Origin of the sequence: Pseudomonas sp. DTU12.1 (genome assembly GCF_009873475.1) — a bacterium.
GTDB lineage: Bacteria > Pseudomonadota > Gammaproteobacteria > Pseudomonadales > Pseudomonadaceae > Aquipseudomonas > Aquipseudomonas proteolytica.
On record NZ_CP045254.1, the window covers coordinates 3609946 to 3632968 of the forward strand.

Annotated in this window: 21 protein-coding genes; 8 read left to right on the forward strand and 13 right to left on the reverse strand. The window is 59.5% G+C overall.

From position 1 onward, the window contains the following. The first annotated feature begins 403 nt into the window (after nt 1-403). The gene (locus GDV60_RS15580) at nt 404-844 is read left to right on the forward strand and encodes an HIT family protein (protein WP_104910366.1); all 441 of its coding nucleotides are present in this window, start codon (nt 404-406) and stop codon (nt 842-844) included. On the opposite strand, the gene GDV60_RS15585 is transcribed toward GDV60_RS15580, so the two are convergent. The 9 genes from GDV60_RS15585 to GDV60_RS15625 form a co-directional block, all read right to left on the reverse strand. After that, nucleotides 831-1958, reverse strand: a complete 1128-nt coding sequence (locus GDV60_RS15585; protein ID WP_159908037.1) for a fimbrial protein — start codon at nt 1956-1958, stop codon at nt 831-833. The genes GDV60_RS15580 and GDV60_RS15585 overlap by 14 nt on opposite strands. Beyond that, nucleotides 1955-4552, reverse strand: coding sequence for a fimbria/pilus outer membrane usher protein (locus GDV60_RS15590; protein ID WP_133714800.1), 2598 nt, complete (start codon nt 4550-4552; stop codon nt 1955-1957). The genes GDV60_RS15585 and GDV60_RS15590 overlap by 4 nt, the downstream gene beginning before the upstream one ends. Nucleotides 4553-4585: 33 nt before the next feature. Next, a complete protein-coding gene (locus GDV60_RS15595; protein WP_029293662.1) occupies nt 4586-5332 on the reverse strand; it encodes a molecular chaperone in 747 nt (248 codons plus the stop codon). A gap of 72 nt (nt 5333-5404) precedes the next feature. Beyond that, entirely contained in the window at nt 5405-5953 is a 549-nt protein-coding gene (locus tag GDV60_RS15600) for a fimbrial protein (protein ID WP_029293661.1), read from the reverse strand. A gap of 322 nt (nt 5954-6275) precedes the next feature. Further along, nucleotides 6276-8618, reverse strand: a complete 2343-nt coding sequence (locus GDV60_RS15605; RefSeq protein WP_159908039.1) for an ATP-binding protein — start codon at nt 8616-8618, stop codon at nt 6276-6278. Beyond that, nucleotides 8615-10981 (reverse strand): ATP-binding protein, encoded by a 2367-nt coding sequence (locus tag GDV60_RS15610; RefSeq protein ID WP_243733221.1) that lies wholly within the window; start codon nt 10979-10981, stop codon nt 8615-8617. Before GDV60_RS15610 ends, GDV60_RS15605 begins: the two co-directional genes overlap by 4 nt. A 20-nt stretch (nt 10982-11001) precedes the next feature. Continuing rightward, nucleotides 11002-11667 (reverse strand): response regulator transcription factor, encoded by a 666-nt coding sequence (locus GDV60_RS15615; RefSeq protein WP_029293655.1) that lies wholly within the window; start codon nt 11665-11667, stop codon nt 11002-11004. 131 nt (nt 11668-11798) lie between these two features. Then, nucleotides 11799-12464, reverse strand: coding sequence for a response regulator transcription factor (locus GDV60_RS15620; RefSeq protein ID WP_029293653.1), 666 nt, complete (start codon nt 12462-12464; stop codon nt 11799-11801). Nucleotides 12465-12847: 383 nt separating this feature from the next. Then, nucleotides 12848-14182, reverse strand: coding sequence for an EAL domain-containing protein (locus GDV60_RS15625; RefSeq protein ID WP_159908041.1), 1335 nt, complete (start codon nt 14180-14182; stop codon nt 12848-12850). Nucleotides 14183-14481: 299 nt separating this feature from the next. On the opposite strand from GDV60_RS15625, the gene proP reads away from it, so the two are divergent. Continuing rightward, nucleotides 14482-15984 (forward strand): glycine betaine/L-proline transporter ProP, encoded by a 1503-nt coding sequence (proP, locus tag GDV60_RS15630; protein ID WP_029293649.1) that lies wholly within the window; start codon nt 14482-14484, stop codon nt 15982-15984. A 441-nt stretch (nt 15985-16425) separates the two neighbouring features. Here the strand turns inward: proP and GDV60_RS15635 are convergent, their stop codons facing one another. Together GDV60_RS15635 and GDV60_RS15640 are read right to left on the reverse strand one after the other, a co-directional pair. After that, complete coding sequence (locus tag GDV60_RS15635) at nt 16426-17214, reverse strand: aminoglycoside phosphotransferase family protein (protein ID WP_133714804.1); 789 nt, start codon at nt 17212-17214, stop codon at nt 16426-16428. A gap of 5 nt (nt 17215-17219) precedes the next feature. Next, nucleotides 17220-17426, reverse strand: a complete 207-nt coding sequence (locus tag GDV60_RS15640) for a hypothetical protein (RefSeq protein WP_133714805.1) — start codon at nt 17424-17426, stop codon at nt 17220-17222. On the opposite strand from GDV60_RS15640, the gene GDV60_RS26620 reads away from it, so the two are divergent. Genes GDV60_RS26620 through GDV60_RS15650 form a run of 3 tightly spaced genes read left to right on the forward strand, consistent with a single transcriptional unit; the run spans nt 17425 to nt 18508 of the window. After that, nucleotides 17425-17598, forward strand: a complete 174-nt coding sequence (locus tag GDV60_RS26620; RefSeq protein ID WP_218585571.1) for a hypothetical protein — start codon at nt 17425-17427, stop codon at nt 17596-17598. The two genes, GDV60_RS15640 and GDV60_RS26620, sit on opposite strands and share 2 nt — an antisense overlap. Nucleotides 17599-17655: 57 nt before the next feature. Beyond that, nucleotides 17656-18261: a hypothetical protein gene (locus GDV60_RS15645; RefSeq protein WP_133714806.1), complete on the forward strand. Its 606-nt coding sequence runs from the start codon at nt 17656-17658 to the stop codon at nt 18259-18261. A gap of 31 nt (nt 18262-18292) precedes the next feature. After that, the gene (locus tag GDV60_RS15650) at nt 18293-18508 is read left to right on the forward strand and encodes a DUF6434 domain-containing protein (protein WP_159909249.1); all 216 of its coding nucleotides are present in this window, start codon (nt 18293-18295) and stop codon (nt 18506-18508) included. 95 nt (nt 18509-18603) lie between these two features. On the opposite strand, the gene GDV60_RS15655 is transcribed toward GDV60_RS15650, so the two are convergent. Continuing rightward, nucleotides 18604-19035 carry a hypothetical protein gene (locus GDV60_RS15655; protein ID WP_133714807.1) on the reverse strand — a complete coding sequence of 144 codons (432 nt, stop codon included), beginning with the start codon at nt 19033-19035 and terminating at the stop codon, nt 18604-18606. 175 nt (nt 19036-19210) lie between these two features. Here GDV60_RS15655 and GDV60_RS15660 point away from each other — a divergent pair, with 175 nt between their 5' ends. Continuing rightward, nucleotides 19211-20050 carry an endonuclease gene (locus GDV60_RS15660; RefSeq protein ID WP_133714808.1) on the forward strand — a complete coding sequence of 280 codons (840 nt, stop codon included), beginning with the start codon at nt 19211-19213 and terminating at the stop codon, nt 20048-20050. Nucleotides 20051-20393: 343 nt separating this feature from the next. Here the strand turns inward: GDV60_RS15660 and GDV60_RS15665 are convergent, their stop codons facing one another. Then, on the reverse strand, nt 20394-20714 hold the full coding sequence (locus tag GDV60_RS15665) for a hypothetical protein (protein WP_092239241.1): 321 nt from the start codon (nt 20712-20714) through the stop codon (nt 20394-20396). A gap of 650 nt (nt 20715-21364) precedes the next feature. Here GDV60_RS15665 and GDV60_RS15670 point away from each other — a divergent pair. Together GDV60_RS15670 and GDV60_RS15675 are read left to right on the forward strand one after the other, a co-directional pair. Beyond that, a complete protein-coding gene (locus tag GDV60_RS15670) occupies nt 21365-21862 on the forward strand; it encodes an RNA polymerase sigma factor (RefSeq protein WP_224791095.1) in 498 nt (165 codons plus the stop codon). A gap of 5 nt (nt 21863-21867) precedes the next feature. Continuing rightward, nucleotides 21868-22803 (forward strand): FecR family protein, encoded by a 936-nt coding sequence (locus GDV60_RS15675; RefSeq protein ID WP_159908043.1) that lies wholly within the window; start codon nt 21868-21870, stop codon nt 22801-22803. The last annotated feature ends 220 nt before the right edge of the window (nt 22804-23023 follow it).

Genomic DNA, 23023 nt, shown 5'->3' on the forward strand with positions numbered 1-23023 from the left:
AGGTCCGGGATTTTGGTCGCGACATGGATCACATGTGGGAGCTGGCTTGCCTGCGATGGCGGTGTACCTGCCACCAAAAATTGCGACTGAACCACCGCGTTCGCGAGCAAGCCCGCTCCCACAGGGGGTTGGTGGCAGGTCCGGGATTTTGGTCGCGACAGGGATCTCATGTGGGAGCTGGCTTGCCTGCGATGGCGGTGTGTACCTGCCACCAAAAATTGCGACTGAAACACCGCTTTCGCGAGCAAGCCCGCTCCCACAGGGGGGTTGGTGGCAGGTCCGGGATTTTGGTCGCGACAGGGATCTCATGTGGGAGCTGGCTTGCCGGCTACTACAGGAGTCAGCCGCGCCCTCTGATCCGTGTTTCAATGCGGCATTTCGCCAGCCCCTTTAAGGACTACGGATGTCTCTGATCTCGCAACGTGTAGCACTGGCGCGCAGCGGCGCCAATGACAAGGTGATTTGCAAAATGGCCTCCGGTTGGGCCGTGATGGGCGATGTGCAGTTTCTGCCGGGTTACTGCCTGCTGCTGCCCGATCCCGTGGTGTCGAGCCTCAACGATCTGGACACCCAGGCCAGGACCACCTACCTGCTGGACATGGCCCGCCTTGGCGATGCCGTGCTACAGGCAACCGATGCGCTGCGCATGAACTACGAAATCCTCGGCAACTCCGAGCCGGAGCTGCACTGCCACATCTTCCCCCGCTACGCCTCGGAAGCGGAGCACTACCGCAAGATGCCGGTCTGGTTCTATGACTGGAAAACCGCCACGCCGTACGCCGAAGACGTCCACGGCGCATTGCGACTGGAGATTGCGCGGTTGCTGGCCCTCACTGATAAATAATCGTGAACGTCGCCGAGGCATTGGCCGGCCCCGGCGTGACCGTGTTGGCCGTTTGCAGGTAACGCGCACGCAGGGGGATCGAATAGCTGCCCTCGGTGGTGCGCAAGGTAAGGCCACTGGCACGGTTGGTTGCCAACGGCACAGGCGTGCCGTTGCTGGTCGCCACCTGCACACCGACACCGGTTGCGGCAGGTGCCGTGCCCGTCCCGCTAGGGTCAAGGGCAAGCACGCCGTTGGTTGCGTTGATCGCCACACGGGCCGGGTCGATGCGGTACTGCAAGGAGTTGTTGACCCGGGTGCCGCTACTGGTACTGGTGCCAGACGGTGAGTTGCCACTTTGCGAAACCCAGTTCGGCCCACTAGTCGTATAGATCCCGCTGAACGCCGGGCAGTTGTTCAGGGCAATGGCAAAGTCTGTCCAACCCGTAGTGCTGTTGATCCCGGTGAATTTGGCAGTCAGGTGCGAGCCCATGGGCACCGACACATCCGGCGTACTGCAAGTGCGCGAGACAATCTGGATGCTGCCGGAGATGCCCATCCTGAAACCCTGCATCCTGGCGTCGCCGAAGTTACCGAATAGGCTAACGATCGGTAACGTACTGCCCATCAGTACACCCGGCGTCACATCGCCCAGCTTGATCAGGATCAGCTCAAAGTTCGACGGCCCGTCAAATGGGACCAGGCACCTCCAGCCACTCGTACAGGTGGTCCAGGCTTTACCAGATTGCCTTGGCAACGGGCCACCCAAGCTATTGAAGGCGACCCCCAGCCCCGGAATGCTGGTTCTGTAGACTTTGTTGGCATACGTCCCGCTGGACACACTGGCCAGGGCATAGCTGGATTCGACAGTCAGCTCGGTCCACTGCTGATACGGGGCGTAGAGGCACTCAAGCTTGGGCGCCTGGCCTGCCGCCATACTGAATTTCTGGCGATACACTTCAGTACCCACTGGCACATCGCGCCCGACAGTGATCGCCGAAACCTGCAATGGCATGGAGCCCACGGCCGGGCGAATACCGTCCATGTAGGTGCACGTGACCGCCATGGCCGTCCCGGCCACCGCCCACAATGCGCCGACGGCCAGGCCCGCCTTGATCAAAGCGCCGATGTTCATAACTGTACCTTTTGAAGAGTGTTGGGCTGTACGCTGCCAGCCACCTGTTTACCGGCCGCACATACGGCGTCCAACTGCTGCAACTGCTGCCCCTGGCCGGGGCCGGCCGGGATCACCAGCGCGCACTGCTGATGGGTCTTGCTGCCCCAGTTGATCAGCAACTGGCGGGTTTCAGGCTTGATCCGGGCGTACAACTGACCGCCCTGCCCGACCATGCCCACCGACGTGCCTTCGGCATCGGTCACGCCCGCACCAAAGGGCAGGCTGCTGCCATCGTCGAGGCGCACGTTGAGCAACACCGCGCGGCCCTGGTTGGTGGTGTATTTGAGGTGCACCACGGCGCCAGCACGCGGAGCCACTTGCTGGCTGGTTTCGTTGAGTTCGACATCCAGCGAACTGCCAATCGGGTCGATCGCCACTTCATTCAATTCATAAGGACGCAGGTACGGCACCACGGCGTTACCGCGGCTGTCGAGCTTGAGCCCTGGATACCCCGAGACCTTGGCGCCTTCGGCACCCGGCGCACTGACTACCGCCATGGTTTCACCACGATACGGCGTCATGGTTACGCCGGCGGCATGGGCCACCACCGTGCCGCTGGCGCCCACCGAGGCGCTGGTATAGCCATCGCCGCGGCCCAGGGCAGCACTGAGCATGGCCCTTGCGCCGGTGTACTGGCCATTGAGGGCTGCGCTCTTGCTGTTGCTGGCGCCATCATGGCCGAAGGTTGCGCCGTAGCCATACTGGCGGTCATCGCCAGCGGTGCCGCTGATGCCGGCCTGTTCGCTGTAGTTGCCTTCGCTATCACGCCCCACCTGCGCGGTGATTTGCGGGCTGTGGCCAGACGCACCAAATTCCAGCGGCATACTCATGGTCAACAAGAAGCTGTTTTGCATATCGCCCAGGCCCATGCGGCTGCGGTTGGCGTTCACGCTGAAGCTGATGCGATTGAACTGCTTGCTGTAGCTGAACTGGTACTGCAAGTCACTGCCCGGCAGGTTCCAATAGTTCTGCGCAAAACCACTGATTGCCACTTGCCCCCATTCTCCGAGACTCTGGTCAGCGGTCACCGAAAAACGGCTACGTGGGCGCCCGAACATGCTGGTGTCCCAGCCACTTTTCTCGGCATCAAGCAGCTGTATGGCGTTGCTGAAATCCAGGTATTCGCTGGTGGAAAACCGATAGGCCGCAACGGAGAAGTTACTACCGGTACTCAGCACGTTCTTGCTGTAGGACACGCGCATGCTCTGCCCTTTGGCGGCACCGGTGGCCAGGTCAGTCTGGGCGTGGGTCAAGTCGACGGCCATGGCCCCGATGGGCGTACCAAATGCCAGGCCGGTAAGCACCGCGGTGTAGTCATCACTTGACTGCATGCCGGCAAAGCCTGTGAAGGTATTGTTCAGGCCATACTGCACAGTACCTTGCAACAGACGCGACTGCTGGTCGACGTAGTTGTTGCGGGTTTCACCTGCAGTCAGGCTGAAACGCGAGGTGCCAGGGCGCAATAATTGGCTGACCGAGGCATACGGCACGATGAAGTTCTGTTCGGTGCCGTCGGCCTCGGCCACGCTCACGTTGAGGTCGCCGCCGTAGCCGGTGGAGTACAGGTCATCGATCACGAATGCGCCGGGGGCCACGGTGGTTTCCAGCAGGATGTTGCCGGCCTGGCGAATGGTCACCCGCGCGTTGGTGCGGGCAATGCCACGGATCACCGGGGCATAGCCGCGCATGGATTCGGGCAACATGCGGTCGTCACTGGCCAGTTGCACGCCACGGTACGACAAGGTGTCGAAGATCTCCCCGGTGGTGTTGGACTCGCCCACCGTCAACTGGCTTTTCAGCGCAGTGATATCGCGTTGGACGTAAGTGTCCAGGGCCTGGTAATTGGTACCCAGGCGCGACTGCCAATTCATCGAGGCATTGTGGCGCAAGCGCCAGTCGCCCAGGTTGAGACCGGCCTGCAGCCCCAGGAACGCCGAGTCGGAATTGCCGCTGCGGGTGTGGTTACGGTTGCCGCTGAAGTTGTAGCTGAGCATACCGGCGGTGACGCCACGGTCCCACAACTCGGGGCTGACATAACCGCGCGCATTTCGCTTGAGCACCATTTGCGGGATGCTCAGGTCGAGGGCCTGGTTGTCTGGCGAGAAGGTCGCGGTGGCGCTCGGGATCAGCGTACCCAGCGCTGCACAGCCCTGGCTGTCCAGGGCCAGGCTGGCCTCGGGTGACAGGCTGGACATCTCCACGCCCTGGCGCTCAAGCAAGCCACGGGTCATGCACACCACTGGCTTACTGCCGTCGGCCTGGGCCTCGATACGGATATCCTGGCGGCTGTTCAACTGCCCGTTAAGAATCACGTCTGCGCGGTATTGCCCCGGCATCACCGGGTTGCCAGCCTGATAGGCATCAAGGTCGAGATTGCGCGAGTCCTCAGGCAGGAACGCGTCATTGAATTGCACCTCTTGCGCCAGTGCGTCCTGCACGGCCATTACGCCTGGAGCAACGGCCAGCACCTTGAGGATCAAGGCCGTGAGCGGATTCAAGGCGAAGCGAGGCCGCGCCCGCAGAAAAAACCTGCAGCTGAAAGAGGTCGACATAAGTGACTCGCGAGTAAAAACGTCAGGGATTGATCAGCGCTGGAGTGGTTTCCGAGTCGGGACCAGTGCGCCGTAATCATTGATGGCGTTGAACTCCACCTGGGCATCGCCGGCTGGTCGTGCCTTGAGCGCGGGCAGTACGAACTGCCGGGTTTCACCCGGAGCGATCATGCCGTCTTCACTGCGCTCACGCTGGGCGCCAGCCACCAGTTCCAGTTCAACCAGCGAGACATAGAACGCCGTCGGGTTGAACGCCTGCAAAGCCAGGCCTTGCCCGTCACGCGCCGGCACCAGTTGCCACTGCACCTGCTCAATCGCCTCACTGGCAGTGCCCGGCAAATCGCTCGGGCGGTAGAACAATTTGATCCGTGAGCGAAACGCCATTTGCAGGGTATTGAGGTCCGTGCCGGCCTCAGGCTTGGGCGGAATTTCCAGCACGTTAAGCCAGAACACCGACTCTTTGTCCTGGGCCAAGGGAGCCCCTGTGAACATCAGCCGCAGGCTTTGGCCCTTGGTCGGATCAATGCGCGCCACCGGTGGCGAAAGCAGGAACGGCGCCTGGGAGCTGGTCGGGGTCGATTTGACGTCGCCGGTGTCGATCCACGATTGGGTCAACGCCGGCTGCGTGCCGTTGTTATTGAGTTTTACGGTGATTTCTTTCTGGTCCGCCGGGTAGATCAGACGGGTTCCGGTAATCACTACCCCAGCCAAGGCCTGGGAACACATCAGTGTCGCCATCCCTGCCAGGAGCAGTTGCTTGAATGCAAGTGAGCAAGACATAAAGCAATCCCGTTGCCGCATGGAAGCACGCCCCTTGAAACATCAACAGGGCGTGTGTCCATGGCCTGCGACTTACTGATAGTTGATGGAGTAAGTCACGGAGCTGACAACGGTGCCCGGAGTAGTAGCCGCCTGGGCGAAGTACTGGACAGCGTACGGCAGGGTGGCAGAGGTGGTGGTAGCGTCGACATCGATACGGCTGGTGGACGTGACCTGCGCGGTGTTGCCGGCCTGGATTTTTGCGCCATTGGTGGCGTCAACCAGTTGCAGTTGAACCTTGGTGGCAGAACCGCTCACGTTCTTCAGGTTGCCGCTGACCGGATCAACACTGCCGCCCGCTTCAAAGAATGCAGCAGCAGTCTTGATCGCGGCCGAGCACTTGCTCAACTCGATGTTGAAACCTGTCTGGCCGGCCACTTGACCTGCGGCAGCCAGGGAAGCAGTGGAGATGGTTGGCAGCGTGACGGTCGTGCCGCTCGCACCGCTGGCACCGTTCACTGCTACCTGACAGGTTTCGGCTTTGAGTTCGCCGTTGAAATCGATTTTTCCGTCCGAAGCTAGAGCAGCGCAAGAGACTGTGGCAGCGACCAGTACAGCGAGGGCGCGGGCTTTGTAATTCATGAGTAACTCCGAGAGAGCGATGTTCTACAGTAAGTTGTAAAGCTTCCGTTTATCGGAGAGCTTCTGTGTTGTTGCAGGATTAAGTTTAGGGACGGCGAATCAAACTCCATATAGGAGTGCTCTGAAAAACCCTTGAACGCCTCACCTTTCTTACACTTTCAACGCCACTGAAACTTACTGTTGCGCGCTAGTCTTTATTGAAATAACAGCCACACTCCGTCAATAGGAGCACTCCTAAAAAGCAGCCCTGCCAATACTTATCAATGGTTAAACACACGAAATAAAAAGCAGCCGCTATGTAGCGCTGAAGCCCGCATCCAGCCTAGGCCCCGCCAATAAGCCCACCCCTGTGCTCAAGCAGGCTGCGGGCATGGCCCGCGATAGCCTCTGCAGGCCAGCTCAGTTCATCTTGCAACAGCACTTCGATACGCTGCGCCATCGCGGCAAAGTCTGCCCAACCCACTTCCAGCGCGGCAGAGTGCAGTCTCTGCGCTGCGTCCAACGCCAAGCTGCGATCGCGCAAGGCGAGCCGCTCTATCAGGCTGTTGAGTTCCTTGCGCAGCGCCTCCGGTGTCGCCGCCGGCTCCAGACTCCTTTCAACTGGCGGGGCCTGGGGGAGTTCGCACCAGAGCTCAATCATCTGCTGCAACTTGGCCAGTTGGATGGGTTTAGTCATTACGCCATCTAAACCGGCATCAAAACAACGCTGAAGGTATTCATTCCCGGCAACTGTCGAGACGGCGATGATCGGGCAGTATGAGCGTTCGTGTTCGCGTTCCAGCTGACGAAACGCACCAGCCATACGCTCATCACTCTCTGGCGAGTCACACGCTATCAACACCATATCGACCCGATGGGCGCTGAACAACGCCAGCCCCTGGGCTGCATCCGCCGCCAGCAGCGCGCCGCAGCCAAGGCTTGCGAGCTGTGCCTGCAACATTTGCCGACTGGGCAACGAGTCATCCACCACCAGCACCTGCAAACCGTTACCGGCCTCAGGTATGGCAGGCGCGTTCGCCGGCAAGTGGTGAGATGCAGCCAGTTCAACGGGCACTCTCACTTCGACCTGGGTCCCGACGCCCAGCAGGCTGCTGAGCACCAACTCGCCGCGCATCAGCCTCACCAGGCGCCGGCAGATCACCAGGCCCAGGCCGGTACCGCCAGTACGCCGATAGGATTGTTTGGCCCGGGCGTAAGGCCGGAACAGCGAGGATTGCGCCTGTTCGGACAAGCCTATGCCCGTGTCGATGACTCGAATTACCAGGTGCCGCACCTCCACCGCAGGCGCCGTCAAAAGTTGCAACTGCACCTCTACCCGGCCGATCTCGGTGAACTTGACGGCGTTACCGATCAGGTTGCGCAGCACCTGCGCCAGGCGCAGCTCGTCCAGCAACAGCGGATCACCGGGACGCTCGCCGGTGACGAGCAGCTCGAGGCCCTTTTCCTGCGCTTGGGCTCGATGCTCGCCCACTATCCGCAAGACCAGCGCCCAGAGGTCCACCGGTTCAAGATTGAGGGCCAGTTGCCCGGCTTCCATCTTGGAGATGTCCAACACATCATCCACCAACCGCAGCAAGGTATTGGCGCCGCTATTGGCCAACGCGGTGAAGTGTCGTTGCCGCTCGTCGAGTGGGGTGTGCTCAAGCAGTTCGACGGCAGCCAGCACGGCGTTCATCGGCGAACGCACCTCATGGCTGATGACTGCCAGAAACATCGCCTTCTCCCGCTCGCTGTTCATGGCCTGGCGACGCTGCAGACGACTTTGCAAGACCAATGCAAGCAGCACTATCACCACCACCAGTAACAGCCACAATTCGCCCTGGTAATGCTCGGCAATAGCCTTGACCGTGGGTATGTCCAGGTCCATCTCCACAAACCAGGCATCATAGATCGCCTTGCGCTCATCGCCGCTGATGGACGCCAGCGCCTTGTCCAGGATGGACAGCAGAAGCACATCGCTGTCCCGTATCGCCATGCTCACACCGGTATGCAGCATTGGAAGCACACCTGAAATTTGCAGCACTCCATGATATTGGCGAGACAGGTAGGGAATCAGCAGCCATTCCGAAGCAATCGCCGCATCCGTGCGACCATCCTTGACCATCGCCATCATGTCCACCGCATTCAGCGCAGAGACAACGGTTATCCCCGGGGCCTTATGCCTCAAGAACGCGACATAGTCCTCCTCACGGCCCAGCATCACCACCCGCTTGCCGGCGAGTAGCTCCAGGTCGGCAAAAGGTTGGTCGCCAAACCGACTGACGATAATCGTCGAACTGGTGTTGTAGGGCGTGGTGTACAGCATCCCGAGATCCTTTGCCGGGTCATCGTCGCGGCGCCGGGTGGGCAATATATCGACTTCGCCGCTGATCAACATGTCTTTGCGGGCGCTGCGCGTAGTGGTGGTGACAGGTTCGAAATGCAAGCCCGTGCGCGCTGCAATCACCCTCAGGTATTTGGCTGACAAGCCTCTGAGCTGGCCGTTGCTGATGTATTCAAAAGGCAGCAAGTTATCGAATACGCCAACACGCAGCACCGGGTGGGCGGCAATCCAATCACGCTCCTGCTGGGTCAACTCCATCGGCGTCGGGCTGGCGTGTGACGCCCCACTCAGGTTGCACAACAGGATTGCCAGCAACAGCAGGCGTTGCAGGAAGGCGCTCATCGCTGCGTCACTCGTGCGGGCCGATTGGGCGGCAGCACGTCGAGGGTCGCATTCCCGCCCAAGGCCTGCCAATGCTCAACCAACGCCCGCAGGGCCTGGGCATAGGCCGGGTTATCCCAGCCCTGCGGCCCACGCAACAGGCGCTCCAGATGCTCGGCACTCTGCCCCAGGGCCAACCACTCCATGATCAATGCGGCCCCGTGCAGACGATGGGCAACGTGGACCGCACTGGGCCGGTCACATAGCGCGATGGCCTTGATCAGGCTGCCGATGTCACTGGCCATTTCCCGATTGATCGCCGCCTGATCCAGCTGTGGGGCCATCAGGCTCGCACGGGGTGCCGCCAGCTTGACGTCGCACCAACGCTCAATCACCTCGCGCAGTTGCCCCAGGCGTATCGGCTTGCTCAAGGCTGCGTCCATACCCGCCTCCAAGCAGCGTTTCAGGTGCGGTTCACCGGTCAAGGCAGAAATAGCGATGATCGGGCAGCGTGGACGCCCCAAATCGCGCTCGAACTCACGCAGTTCGCGCACCAGGCTGTAACCGTCCTGGTCCGGCAGGTCGCAGTCCATCAGGATCAATTGGTAAGCTCGCTCCCCAAACAAGCTGCGGGCCTGGGCGGCATCGGCGGCGATCACGGCCGCGCAGCCAAAGCCACCGATCTGCGCCCGCAGCACTTCCTGGTTGGCCAGGGTGTCTTCCACTACCAGGATCTGCAGGCCGCCCGTCACGGCCTGAGGCGCGGACGGCTGAATCTGCGGCTGTTCAGTAATCTGCGGTGCAACCGTCACCGGCACGCAGAGGATGATGGTGGTACCAACCCCCGGTTCACTGTTGAGCGTCAACGAACCCTGCATCAAGTTGGCCAACTGCTGGCAGATCACCAGGCCCAGCCCGGTACCACCGGAGCGCTTGTAAGAGTGAGTGGCCTGGGCATACGGCCGGAACAACGATGCCTGCACCGCGTCGCTCATACCGATCCCGGTATCGCGCACCTTGACTTGTAATTGCTGGCCGTCGGCCTGCGAGCCCACCAGGCACAGCTTGATATCGACTCCACCGGCATCGGTGAACTTGATGGCATTGGATAGCAAGTTATGAAAGATCTGCGTCAGGCGGGAGCTGTCGAGTAACAGCAAGGGCAGCGTAGTGTGGATGCTCACGTTCAGGCTCAGGTGCTTTTCCCGGGCGCGCAGGCGGTGCAAGCCAACTACGCCTTGCACCAGCGCGGTCACATCGGTCGGTTCAATGCTCAGGCGCAACGCCCGCGCACCCGAGCCTGGGGTGTCCAGCACGGTATCCAGCAACCGCACCAATGCGTTGGCGCCGCCATTGGCAAGGTGCACAAAGTGGCGCTGCTGCTCATTGAGCCGGGTGTGCCCCAATAATTCCATGGCCGCCAGCACGGCATTCATAGGCGAACGTATTTCATGGCCCATGACGGCCAGGAACATGGTTTTTTCCTGCTCGTTGCGTACGGCCTGACGCCGCCGGCGATGGCCGCGATAGACCAGCACACACAAACTGGCGAGCACCAGCGCGCCCATGACCAGGACATGCAAGAAGTGCTTGTACAGGGTAAGCAAGGTTGGGACATTCAGGTCGAGGTCGTGATACCAGTGGCTATAGATCACTCGGCGTTGCTCGGCGGTGATTGACCCCAGGACTTTGTCGAGGATCGAGATCAGCATGGCCTGGTCCGAGCGAACCGCCATGCTGACATCCAGCGCCTGGCTGCCGACCACGCCTGAAACTTCGAGGATGCCCTGGAACTGTCGGTACAGATAGGGCATCAGGAAGGTTTCCGAGGCGATGGCCGCGTCGGCACTGCCGTCCTCGACACGGGTCAGCATTTCCAGGGCCGATCGGCTTTTGATCAGCGTGACCTTGGCCCCTGTTTCACTGACTATCTCATCGTAATGATCCACGTCGGGGACCATCACGGTTTTGCCTTGCAGTTGGTCGATGTCAAAGATATCGAGGCCGTCGACACGGGTCACGATGATCGGCGAAGTGGTGTGGTAGGTCAGCGCGGTAAGGCCCTTGGTCGCCCGCTCAGACCTGAAGCGCAGGTAAGAGGACAACAGATCGACCTGGCCATCGAGGAGCATCTGCTCGCGTATCTGCGTGGTCTTTCCTGGCACGTAGGTGAATTCAAGGCCCGTGGCAGCGGTCACAAATTGCAGGTACTGCGCCGAACGCCCTTGCAGTCGCCCGTCACTCAGGTACTCGAATGGAATCAGCCCCTCCGCCACCCCCACCCGTAGCACCGGGTGTTGTTGAATCCACTGCTGCTCCTGTTCACTCAGTTGAACCCCATCCGCGCCGAGAGCAGGCGCTCCTCCTATCAACCACAACAGCACACTCCCCCATAACCACTGCCTCATGGCGAACCAATGATCTTGTTGAGCTTGAACAGTTCGTTGTTCGAAGTGACTCCCAGCTTGCGAAACGCCGAGGTTTTCTGGGTGCTGATGGTCTTGATGCTGCGGTTGAATTTCTCGGCGATTTCGGTAATGGTCATGCCCGCCAGGTAACACCGAATCACCTCCTGCTCGCGACTGGTCAACTCCGCCAGGATCAGCGCGTCCGGCACCTCGCCAGGGCCCTTGCGGGTATCGCTGGTGACGGTTTCGGCAAGGCGATAGGTCATGTCGGGACTCAGGTACACCGCCCCCGCCGCGACTTTACGGATGGCCTTGACCAACTGGCCCATGTCTTCGCCCTTGCCGACAAACCCGCGCGCCCCGACACGCATGGCCAAGCCCACGGTCGCCGGGTCATGGTGGGTGGACAATACAAGGATGTGGCTATCGGGAAACTTGACCCGCAAGGCGCGGATCAATGACACGCCGTCCAACTCTTCAGGACTCAGGGAAAAGTCCAGTAGCAGCAAGTCTGCAGGCGCCGTGGCGAGGCCGGCGATCAGGTCCCGGCTGCGCTCATAAATGCCCACTACTTCAAAGTTCGCCTCGGCCGCCAGGGTATTGGCCAGACCATGTCGAACAACCGCGTGATCATCCAACAAAGCAATACGTATAGGTTTCATCGTGATCGAGCCCACTCAGCCCAGCGCACACCGCGCTGCCGAAAAACAGGGGTAACCCACCGCTACAACGTCTGGCACGCTCGTAAGTATATGCAACAACCAGCAAATCACACGGCGCGTGGGTGGCGGGTTCAGACGCCTTCAATGAGGTGCTTGATCTTGAATAACTCGTTGTTGGATATCACGCCCAACTTGCGAAAAGCCGAGGCCTTTTGGGAACTGATGGTCTTGATGCTGCGATTGAATTTCTCAGCAATCTCGGTGATGGTCATGCCGGTCAGATAACAGCGGATCACTTCCTGCTCGCGAGCGGACAGGCTGACAAAGCGCAGGGCATCCTCACGGTTGCGGACTTCACCGTCATAGTTGACCGCAGTGGCCTCGGCAACCCGGTAGGCCATGTCCGGGCTCAGGTAGACCACGCCCGATGCCACCAGCCGGACGGCATCGATCAACTGGCCCATGTCTTCACTCTTGCCGAGAAATCCCCGAGCACCTACGCGCAAGGCCAGGATCACGGTGGCGGCATCATGGTGGGTGGAAAATACCAGGATGCGGCATTGTGGAAACTTCACCCGCAACGCTCGAATCAGTAAAACACCGTCCAACTCGCTGGGCCCCAGGACATAGTCCAGCAACAGCACCTGCGCCGGAGCCTTGGCCAGCCCTGCCAACAGTTCACGCGTGCGGGCGTAGACACCGACCACTTCAAAATCAGGTTCCTGCACTAAACGATTGACCAGGCCATGTCGCACGATTGCATGATCATCCAGCAAAGCAATTTGTAAGCGTTTCATAGATCACAGGACACTCTATATAACGAGCAAAAAGATGAAAAACAACTCCGCCTCATCATTGGTAAGTTGCCGTCATTGCAGACGGGCTTACAACGTCAATTCCATCCGTGCAACTGAGCAAGCGCACATTAAAAAGCAGCAGGCGAACTTTTGATCACGCAATACACTACGCACTGGCAAATTTGAAGTTGCCAGGCGAACAGTCGTTTTTTTGAAATCAATGACCTTCAACAATAATTATTGAATAGTCAGATTGATTAACTCCAGCGGCAGATAATTTAAAAAATTCGACGAGGGGGAATTTAAGTCACCGATGAAAAAATGGAAATAAGAGTACTCCTAAAAACTACATCAACAGGGCAGACAGGCAAACACAAGTCTATTTATTGATGTTTATTGCGCTGAATCAGGAAGCTCAAAAAAGCCTCGACTTCCATCGGTCGCGCCAGCGCATAACCCTGCCCGACGCGGCAGCCCAAGCGGTGCAACAAAGGGATTGTGGACTCATCCTCGATGCCCTCGGCCACCAGATTCAGATTCAGCAGGCCGGCCCAACTGACGATGCCTGCAATCACCTTGCGTGATGAGGAGTGCTGCTCTACTGCACGCACGAACGAGCCGTCGATTTTCATCTCATCGAACGACAGGTTCGCCAACAGATTCAGGGTGGCCGCGCCCGTACCGAAATCATCCAGGGACACCTGGAAACCCTTGGCGCGGATCGCCGTCAGCGAGGCTGAAAGATGCAATTCATCCGGCTCGGGTACGTCCTCGGTAAGCTCGATTTTCAGCAAGCGGTTCGGCAACTCGGCCTGCTGCATCCGCGTGGCGAGACGGTCGGCAAAGTGCGGGGTGCAAATGGTTTTGGCCGAGGCGTTCACGGCAATGGGGATCAGGATGTTTTCACGCTTGAGCGCCAGCATCGCCCTGATGCTCCACATCTCCACCAGGCTGAACAGCAGCAGGTCCAGGCCCAGGCGGTTGACCAACGGCATCAACACCGACGGCGGGATTTCTCCAAAGCGCGGGTGCTTCCAGCGCACCAGTGCCTCGGCCCCCACTACACGCCGGCTCAACAGTTCGAATTGTGGCTGGAACACAAAGCGCAACCCCTCCCCCGTGGTCAGCGCATTGATCACTTCATCCTCGGCCAAGGCGTCGAATGTGGTCATGTGCAACTGCGGGTCCGGTTTCGCGCGGGTCAGCACCACGGCTCGCAGGGCATCACCCAGTTCCAGGGTTGCGCCTTCACGCAGGATCTCCACCAGAATCCCTGCGGCCCGGGCCAATCGTGCATGAGACTCCAGCGCACTGATGGCGACCCCGCCCATGTGCTTGATCCAGCGCTGCTGGGTGTCGGCATGCGGGGACACCACGCCGTCCTCTTCTGCAGCGCGCACCTGGGCATTCAAGGTGGTTTCACCGGTCCAGAAGATGCTCGGCAACTGCGCCACGGTGCCGGCTTCGTGCAGGCCCTTGAGCAGGCTTGGTAGCATCAGCCCATCATCACACCCCGGACGAATTTCGCAGACGATAACGTCCACCGGCTGTTCAACCAGCCAGGTCTGCACGTCGCTCAACGATTGAGCATTGGTCAGCGCGGTCACGCCCATACTGCTCAACGCGCCGGCTAGCCGATTGGCACAGGTGGCGTCGGTTGCCAACGTGATAACGCGCAGGGCGTTGAACTCGTTGGGTACGGCGGCATTTACGATCATGACAAGAATTTCCCGATACTTTTCCAGGAAAAAAGCTTATCAGTGCCAAAAAAGAAGCAAATAGGATTGGGACTAAAAGCGCCCTTGCCTGCGGGGTGTGCAAGCCACAATGGCGCGCGGATTGCCTGGGATCAGGTCAGTTGTCTCGCGTTATCGTCGAGGAGCATCGCCAGCAAGCCGGCGCCTACAGGAAAAAAAACATAAAGCGGTGAATTATTTCGTGTCCTCATGTATCTGACCGAATAGACCATGCCATTAAAACAATGGCATCGACACCGTTCAGTGACAGAGTGACCTGTATGAAATCACGCAAGAAAAGCGTCAGCCCAATCGGGTTGAACGACATCACCATCGTTGACGACGCCAAGATGCGCAAGGCGATTACCGCCGCCGCACTGGGCAATGCCATGGAGTGGTTTGACTTCGGGGTGTATGGCTTCGTGGCCTATGTGCTGGGCAAAGTGTTCTTCCCCGGCGCCGACCCTGGCGTGCAGATGATCGCGGCGCTGGCGACCTTTTCCGTGCCCTTCCTGATCCGCCCTCTGGGTGGCCTGTTCTTCGGTGCGCTGGGGGATAAGTACGGACGGCAGAAAGTCCTCGCGGCCACCATCGTGATCATGTCCATCAGCACCTTTGCCATCGGCCTGATTCCATCCTATGCCTCGATTGGCATCTGGGCCCCGATCCTGTTGCTGTTGGCCAAGATGGCCCAGGGGTTTTCGGTGGGCGGTGAATACACCGGGGCTTCGATCTTCGTCGCCGAATATGCCCCCGACCGCAAGCGCGGCTTCCTCGGCAGTTGGCTGGACTTCGGCTCCATCGCCGGCTTCGTGCTCGGTGCGGGCGTGGTGGTGGTGATCTCCAGCGTGCTGGGCGAAGAGCAATTCCAGGAATGGGGCTGGCGCCTGCCGTTCTTCCTCGCCCTGCCCCTGGGCATGATCGGCCTGTACCTGCGCCACGCCCTGGAAGAAACCCCGGCCTTCCAACAGCATGTTGAAAAACTCGAGCAAGGCGACCGCGAAGGCCTGGCCCGCGGCCCGCGTGTGTCGTTCAAGGAAGTCGCCACCAAGCATTGGCGTAGCCTGCTGACCTGCGTCGGCGTGGTGGCCGTGACCAACGTCACCTACTACATGCTGCTCACCTACATGCCCAGCTACCTGACGCACAACCTGCACTACAGCGAAAACCATGGCGTGCTGATCATCATCGCGATCATGGTCGGCATGCTGTTCGTGCAACCCTTGATCGGCTTTATCAGCGACAAAGTCGGGCGCCGGCCTTTTATCATCGCCGGCAGCATCGGCCTGCTGGCTCTGGCGATTCCGGCGTTTATGCTGATCAACAGCGGCAAGCTCGGGCTGATTTTCGCCGGGTTGCTGATGCTGGCGGTGGTGCTGAACTTCTTTATCGGCGTGATGGCATCTACCCTGCCGGCGATGTTTCCCACCCACATCCGCTACAGCGCCTTGGCCAGTGCGTTCAACATCTCGGTGCTGATCGCCGGCCTGACCCCAACCGCTGTGGCCTGGTTGGTGGAGAGCACCAACGACCTGTACATGCCTGCCTACTACCTGATGGTCATTGCCGTGGTGGGCCTGGTCACTGGGCTGACCATGAAGGAAACCGCCAACAAACCCCTGCGCGGCGCGGCCCCGGCGGCATCGGATATCGAAGAGGCACGGGAACTGCTGCAGGAGCATCACGACAATATCGAGCAGAAGATCGAAGACCTGGACGAGCAGATCGCCGAGCTGGAAGCCAAGCGCGAGAACCTGGCGCAACAGCATCCGCGGATCGACTGATCCGCTGCCACAAGGGAGCTCGATCAGGCAGCGCGCTTGGCTGGGCGGCAAAAAAATCTAGGGGCGGCTTGCCGGCGATGGCCATAGGCATCTACACAACTTTCAGAAACTGACGATCTTCCCTGTGGCGAGCGGGCTTGTCGGAACGCCGCATCGCCCGCGCTGGGCTGCGAAGCAGCCCCAAAATCAGCCGCTACAGTGTATCTAATACACCGCATTCGGCTTACTAGGGCTGCTTCGCAGCCCAGCGCGGGCGATGCGGCGTTCCGACAAGCCCGCTCGCCACAACAGACCTATCTGCCTGGGTTTATGCGATGCAGCAAAGTTGTGTAGATACCTATGCGGCGATGGCGGTGGGTCAGTCACTTTGTCGGCGACCGGTCCTGCGCGATCGCTTCAAGCCAGCTCCTACAGGGGGGGGGGATGGCGACAGCTTACTGATCACCGCAGTGCCGCCGCCGCCAGTTGCGCCACGCCGAGGGTGATTCCCGGTTCATCCCCCTCTTCTAGCATCCACGCTGATGACAACCCTGCCCAGGCAAGCACCCATTGCAGGAGCCTGCGCCGCTCGATACCCGAAACACTGGCGACGACTTCGATCCGCCGCGCAAAGCACTCCGGGGCCAGGGCGCGTTCATCGGGGTTGCAGAACAGGTTCGCATAATCAAAGCCCCGTTCGCCGTAGAGGCCCTTGGGATCAATGGCCAGCCAGCCGGACGCGGCAAAATCCAGCACGTTGCCATGGTGAATATCGCCATGCAGCACCGTGACATCCCGGGGGGCTGCCAGGAGTTCACGTGCAGTGCTTGCACAATGCTCAAGAATGCCGCCGTGCAGGGCCGCCCCTTGCCATAGCGCTTCGAACCACTGCTCCAGGGCAACCAATGCGGGAGTCGGCTTGGCCCGTGGTGCATGCAGGCGCGCGGCTACGCCACACAGGATGCGAGTGGCCTCCTCATCCCGGCCGTCATTGACCATCTGGGTAAGCGAGGCCGAGCCCAAAGCGCGCGCCATGAGCAAGGCCTCGCCGTCATGGGCCAGCACGGGGGCTGCACCTTCGCCGTCCCACCAGGCCATCAGCAAACTGCCAGCCTGCTCCTCGGCCACTTGGGAGATTTTGAGCATGGCAGGCATGCCGCGCTGGCGAACGGGCAGTAGATTGCCGTTGCGCGAGACGAATGCATCGCCGTCGACGACCAGGTCCCATCGCTTCAGGTAGAGATCAAACATACGCATCACGGTTCAGACCGGAACCTCACAAAACCCATGGCAAACAGCCAACCGCTGAGCATTGAGAGATAGAGCGAGGTATACGCAGCAAAGGTGTAGTCCAAGACGAAGTTGAGCGCGGTGAGGGCAATGGCAGCGCACAGGAACTGCGTGCGGGAAAACCGACTCAGAAAGCGTTCAATGGCGAGATTCAAGGTTCGCAGGTGCTTCATGAATTTACCCATCCGCACCGGCCACTATCCCGGCACATCCCAGCACCCGAATACCTCTGCTCGACGATTTCAGTTCCATTGCCGCAAGGCTCCCTTTCAAGAATCCGCGGAGTTTATCTCAGCCCTGGGCAAACAAGATTTTTTCTCGCCAGAGAATGCCGCACAGAGCTGATGAGAATTCACCGCAGAGATGACATAGTCGCGCTGACGACCAATGGAGTTGGCTCCAATGAAGCACTACGTTCTCTATATCCTCCTCGCGCTGCTTGCCGGATGCAGCACCGGGCCGTATCTGCACCCGCAATCGACAGTGGGCACAAATGCTCTGCTCGAACGCACCTGCCCCGGCCCGAAAGCCGCGATGAGCTTTGCCCCACGCTCGGCAGAGCTCGATTGGGTTCACGTATTGGTCTATGTAGCACCGCCAGGAACATCCAGCTGGCCAGACAAGCTGCGCTCAACCGATACCGAACTACGTCTGTTTGGTCGGCTTTACACCCCCCCGCGCCTGCGCAACCTGAACACCCCGGATGAACGCCGGGCGGCCTATCAACAGACCGACCCGCCACTGTGGGTCAGCGCCGCCTCACCCCTAGTCACCGTAACGCTGGCGACGGGTGAAACCTATCAAGTCAGTATCGAGCAATTGAAAACCGGTTTTGACCCCAAGGAGCAATCGAACAGCAGCCGCAAGGGTACGGCCCTGGGCAAGGGTGATATGGATGACTTCACCCTCACCTTCCCGGCTATATTCGTGAACGGCGAAAAAGTGCCGATGGCGCCGATTCATTTCAAAAAGCGTGAAGAACGCTATGCTCCGGTCTTCAATTGTTGAGTCAGAAACCTGCATCACCCAAGGAGCGGCAATGATCTTCGACTGGCACTCGGGGCCCATCACCCGCGACACCCCACTGGACCCGCACTACAGGAATACGCAGAAGGTCCGCCGGTTCCTGATCGGCGAGTGTGGGGAGTCGTTCAAGTTCGATCGGGCGTTCATGGCCTGGATCAAGAGTGGCGCGCCCTTGACCATGGGGGACGTGGCGGATCATTGGAATCGGAAGTCGTCATCCCGGCCTTAGGCGCATCGATGGGGAGGGAATCGGAGCAGTAACCTTGCGGGGTTTGAAGAAGCGTATGGCAGCTCGAGGCTGCGATAGCCCAGGCACTGCCAGCGCTAGGCCAGGGTATTCCACACCTGCACCAGCCCCACCAGGTGCACCAGCCCATACACCACGCAAATCCCCGAACTGATCATAATAAAGCGCGTACTACGGCCTGTGCCGGCCAACACGAATGGGCCCAACATCCCACGCAACAGGTAGACCAGAGTGATTACGCACAACGCAGGGCGCAGCAGGGGCAAGGGATCGATCACACCGGCGCCGGACAGCGCGTAGGCCGACCACGCGGCGAGCACCAGGGCAATCCCCGCCGTCACCACGGCCGGGAAGCGGCGACCGGCCTTGGCCGCACGTACAAAACGCTCGCCCGCACCAAACAGGTGATACCAGGACGGCCCTTTGATGATGACCCCGATATGCATCAGCGCCACCAGCAGGTTAAGCCCGGCAGCGACAAGCAGTGCCGTGTTGTATGCGTTTCCCATTCCATCACTCCCTGATGCCGATTAGCCACATTGCGCGCAAAGGTATCACGCCCCCTCTCGCACTGGCGATCAGCACAATGCAAGCGGCCCCGAAGCCGCAATACTATCGACTGCCGCGAGACTGGACCGACCGGCGGCTACCCTTTGCGCCAGATGATGCCGCACTATATCGGGCATGCCTCTACGCCCGACTCTCCCCGCCCCACCCTTCGAGTACCCTGCCCACCTTCGCGCCCAGGCCGAGGCGGCACCGCGCGCACCTGGCGTGTATTTCTTCTACGCGCAAGGCGAGTCGATGCCGTTGTACATTGGTAAAAGTGTCGATCTTCGCAGCCGCCTGCTGGCGCACCTGCGCAACCCAGAAGAAGCGCGCATGTTGCGCCAGGCACAGCGGATCGAGTACCAGCAGACCGCAGGGGAAATCGGTGCATTGTTGCTGGAGTCGCGCCTGATCAAAGAGATGCAGCCCTTGAAGAACAAACGCCTGCGCCGGCAACGGCGCCTGTGCTCGCTGCGCATGCACAACGGCAAACTCGAGATCATCGACACCACCGCGCTAGCCGAGGGGCCACAGTTGTATGGGCTGTTTCGCAGCCGACGCATGGCAATCGAAGCGTTGATGCTGCTCGCCGACGAGCACCGTCTCTGCCATGGCCTGCTGGGCATAGAACCACCCAGCGCAAAGGGCTGTTTCCGCGCGCAGATCCGTAAATGCGCAGGAGCATGCCGGGGCGATGAAACCCATGCAGCCCACACCGAGCGTTTGCTACAGGCGTTGGCGCACTGGGCCGTCCATCGCTGGCCGTACCCCGCCGCCATTGCGCTGCATGAACGCCATGGCCAGATAGAGCAATACCACGTCGTGGACAACTGGCGGTACATCGGGACTTATGCCTCGGAGGCCGAAGCCCGGTTGGCGCCGGCCCTGCCACCGCAGTCGTTCGATGCTGACAGCTACAAGATTCTTGTACGGCCCGTGCTATTCGAGAGCGCCCGTGTGGTGCTGCTTTCATAGGTGGCGCCTGGCAGAACCCGCACGCCAGGAACCTTTTTCACAATCTGGAATCAGTGCTGCATGTTTTCATACCCATGACTCAGCGAATTCCCGATGATTTTAAGAAGATCCCTGCTCTGTATCGCGTTGCTGGCCATCGGCTTTCTTGCCGGATACGCCGCAAAACCCAATGATGTGCTTCAAGTGACCGCTGGCCAACTCATAGAATGTGGCCAGGTGACCATTCCGACCTTGGGCATGTAAACCCAGCAACAAGCGCCAGCCCTTACTGCGGTTTGACTTCAGGCACCCATAAGGTGCATGCGGTGGCCGCCTGGGCGATTAGCCAATCATGACGTCCGCACTAGCCCGCCTTCAAGCTGCGATGCGTAGTCAACACGCCTTTGTCATCAAACAAGAAAATCATCTGGTTCCCCCCATTGTCCTGGCAAATAACGCCTTCAGTGCCTGCGTCGACGATCCCTTGGCAAGCCATGTTCCAGACATAAGGGCGGATTTGGCATTTCAGTGTCTTACCGTCTTCTATCACCAGATGATTAGTGGCCGAAATGCTTTCTGGCGCGGGTTTGGGGCAAGCGCCATCTCCCCAATTGACACCCTGATGATTGGGTTGCGAAACACAACCAGCCAGCAAGAGCATGGGCAGCAGGCATCGGTAATTCATGAGCACTCTCCTTAGTTGCAATAGGGTTGAGCGCAACCCTAACTTCGGCTTCGCTGGGGAACGGGGATTTAATTAATTTCCGGACCAATAAACTTTTAGAGAAGGCACTAAAAAGAAGCCTCTTTCACCACAAAAATAAAGCCCAAAAGTTAACATTGATTCGTTCGCGGGAGAACTAGCACAGATGGGCTAGTGGCTCATTGCCTTTTATAAAAGCCCTGATTATTTTTTCGGGATGCCGCGCGCCTATTGTCCAGTTGGTACCCTCCCGACTCAATGTTCTGCCTACCCAGTAGCCACCTGACTTTAACTGCGCGTAAGCACTCATCCTTCACCCGCCCCACCAGCAACACAAGGACGTAAACACAGTGAACAGGGAGCTCATCCTGATGCGCCATGGCCAGCTGAACCTGACCATGAGCGGCAAGGTTTCTTTAGTCGACATGCAATTGCCCGGTCATGGCTGGCCGAACACAAACTGCCCAACAGCCCACGGGTCAGCAGACTCATCCCCTGGCCGCACTCTGCCAGTCGCTGCCATTTCCAGTCATAGGCCGATCAAGCTGGCAGCCCAAGAAAAGATTGTTAATGCGAAGCGCTATCATTAAAGTACGGAGCTTTCCTCTGCGTGATCTCTGCCAATGTCGAGCATGACCACCGAAGAGCTTGAGGTGGCGTTTCGGGCCCATGCCACCGAGTTGCGTTCGTTTCTTCATCGTCAGTTGCGCAATCCTGAGACTGCTGCCGATCTGACTCAGGAAACCTACCTGCGCCTGCTCCGTCAGCCACCCCGTAAACCGGTGCTCAACCTACGCGGCTTTATCTTTAAAATTGCCCGTAACTTGGCGATTGATCATGCACGCAGCAGGCAAACACGGGAGCGCCTCGACGAAGGCACCGCCTACCTTTACGAGGTAACGGGCGAAAGCCCGGCTCTGTTCGATGTCGTGGTAGCGCAACAGGAACTCGCCGCAATGGCCGCCGCTTTGCACCGCTTACCTATCCAGTGCCAGGAGATATTTACCCTGTGCCGGCTGCGCAACCTTCCCCATAAGGAAGTAGCCTCTCAACTGCAGGTATCTGTAAGTACGGTGGAAAAACAATTAGCTATTACTCTCGACTTTCTCAGCCAATGCCTGCAACGATAGCCGGTATGCATGATCAATCCGACACCCCCCAATCCATTAGCGAAGTCCAGCGCACTGCCCACGCGTGGGTGATTCGCCTTACCTCGGGCTCGGTGCAGCCCTCTGATGTGGCCGCGGCGCGGGCATGGTGCGAACAGGCACCGGAGCATCAGCAGGCGTTTGTCGAGGCGCGTCGGCTGTGGAGTTTAAGCGCACATCTGGCCGAGCCTCGTGCCGCAGCACGGCCGTCGTCGCGACGCGTGTGGGCAATGGGTATCGCAGCATCGTTGGTACTCGGGCTCGGCGTGGCATGGGCGCAATACATGGCGTTGGACGCAGACTATTACACCGGCACCGCTGAGCGTCGCCAGGTCACGCTTGCTGATGGTTCTCACATCACCTTGAATGCCAACAGCGCCGTTGATGTGAATTTCACTGACGATGGGCGCCGCATTACCCTGCGCAAGGGCGAGGCCGTGTTCGATGTAAAGCCGGACCCACAACGGCCCTTCAGTGTGCAGGCAGGGGCCCTGAGCGCTACGGCCCTGGGCACGATCTACGCAGTGCGCCGTGATGGAGAGCACGTGGATGTCACGGTGCGCCGCGGGCGTGTGGCTGTCACCAATGCGCCTGACAAGGTGACGCTCAGCGCTGGCGAAACCGTGGGTGGGCGTGCCGATGGCCTGGGCGCCAAGCAGAGTGTGGTCGTCGACACGATACTGGCGTGGGAGCAGGGTCGCCTGGTCTTCGAAATGACGCCGCTTGCGCAGGTGCTTGAGCAGGTCGAACGCTATCGTCCGGGGATCATCCTGATACGGGACACGAGCCTGGGCACACTCAAAGTCAGCGGCACCTTTCAACTCGACGACCTGGACGACGGCCTGGCGACGCTGGAGAAAGTCTTTCCCCTCAAGATCGAGCGCTACACCGACTATCTGCTGGTGATCTCCTCCAAGACTTGACTATTTTTACGGGTGTTGGCGTGTCACCCGTCTCCCCTCCCTAGAACGATAATGTTTCGTATTAGGGAGAGCACTGATGCAGCATCCGTTACCTGAAGGTTTGCCAATAAAATCTTTGTCCGCAGCCCCGCTTACACTGTTGTGCGTGCTGATATCCGGCCTGGCGTTTGCTGATCCCCACTCATTCAATATCGCACCGCAACCCTTGGCGAGCGCGCTG

Bases quoted from the DNA above. Each gene is read 5' to 3' on its own strand.
- GDV60_RS15580 (WP_104910366.1), top strand. From the start codon at position 404: ATGTCTCTGATCTCGCAACGTGTAGCACTGGCGCGCAGCGGCGCCAAT.
- GDV60_RS15585 (WP_159908037.1), bottom strand. From the start codon at position 1,958: ATGAACATCGGCGCTTTGATCAAGGCGGGCCTGGCCGTCGGCGCATTG.
- GDV60_RS15590 (WP_133714800.1), bottom strand. From the start codon at position 4,552: ATGTCGACCTCTTTCAGCTGCAGGTTTTTTCTGCGGGCGCGGCCTCGC.
- GDV60_RS15595 (WP_029293662.1), bottom strand. From the start codon at position 5,332: ATGTCTTGCTCACTTGCATTCAAGCAACTGCTCCTGGCAGGGATGGCG.
- GDV60_RS15600 (WP_029293661.1), bottom strand. From the start codon at position 5,953: ATGAATTACAAAGCCCGCGCCCTCGCTGTACTGGTCGCTGCCACAGTC.
- GDV60_RS15605 (WP_159908039.1), bottom strand. From the start codon at position 8,618: ATGAGCGCCTTCCTGCAACGCCTGCTGTTGCTGGCAATCCTGTTGTGC.
- GDV60_RS15615 (WP_029293655.1), bottom strand. From the start codon at position 11,667: ATGAAACCTATACGTATTGCTTTGTTGGATGATCACGCGGTTGTTCGA.
- GDV60_RS15620 (WP_029293653.1), bottom strand. From the start codon at position 12,464: ATGAAACGCTTACAAATTGCTTTGCTGGATGATCATGCAATCGTGCGA.
- GDV60_RS15625 (WP_159908041.1), bottom strand. From the start codon at position 14,182: ATGATCGTAAATGCCGCCGTACCCAACGAGTTCAACGCCCTGCGCGTT.
- proP (WP_029293649.1), top strand. From the start codon at position 14,482: ATGAAATCACGCAAGAAAAGCGTCAGCCCAATCGGGTTGAACGACATC.
- GDV60_RS15635 (WP_133714804.1), bottom strand. From the start codon at position 17,214: ATGTTTGATCTCTACCTGAAGCGATGGGACCTGGTCGTCGACGGCGAT.
- GDV60_RS26620 (WP_218585571.1), top strand. From the start codon at position 17,425: ATGAATTTACCCATCCGCACCGGCCACTATCCCGGCACATCCCAGCAC.
- GDV60_RS15640 (WP_133714805.1), bottom strand. From the start codon at position 17,426: ATGAAGCACCTGCGAACCTTGAATCTCGCCATTGAACGCTTTCTGAGT.
- GDV60_RS15645 (WP_133714806.1), top strand. From the start codon at position 17,656: ATGAAGCACTACGTTCTCTATATCCTCCTCGCGCTGCTTGCCGGATGC.
- GDV60_RS15650 (WP_159909249.1), top strand. From the start codon at position 18,293: ATGATCTTCGACTGGCACTCGGGGCCCATCACCCGCGACACCCCACTG.
- GDV60_RS15655 (WP_133714807.1), bottom strand. From the start codon at position 19,035: ATGGGAAACGCATACAACACGGCACTGCTTGTCGCTGCCGGGCTTAAC.
- GDV60_RS15660 (WP_133714808.1), top strand. From the start codon at position 19,211: ATGCCTCTACGCCCGACTCTCCCCGCCCCACCCTTCGAGTACCCTGCC.
- GDV60_RS15665 (WP_092239241.1), bottom strand. From the start codon at position 20,714: ATGAATTACCGATGCCTGCTGCCCATGCTCTTGCTGGCTGGTTGTGTT.
- GDV60_RS15670 (WP_224791095.1), top strand. From the start codon at position 21,365: ATGACCACCGAAGAGCTTGAGGTGGCGTTTCGGGCCCATGCCACCGAG.
- GDV60_RS15675 (WP_159908043.1), top strand. From the start codon at position 21,868: ATGCATGATCAATCCGACACCCCCCAATCCATTAGCGAAGTCCAGCGC.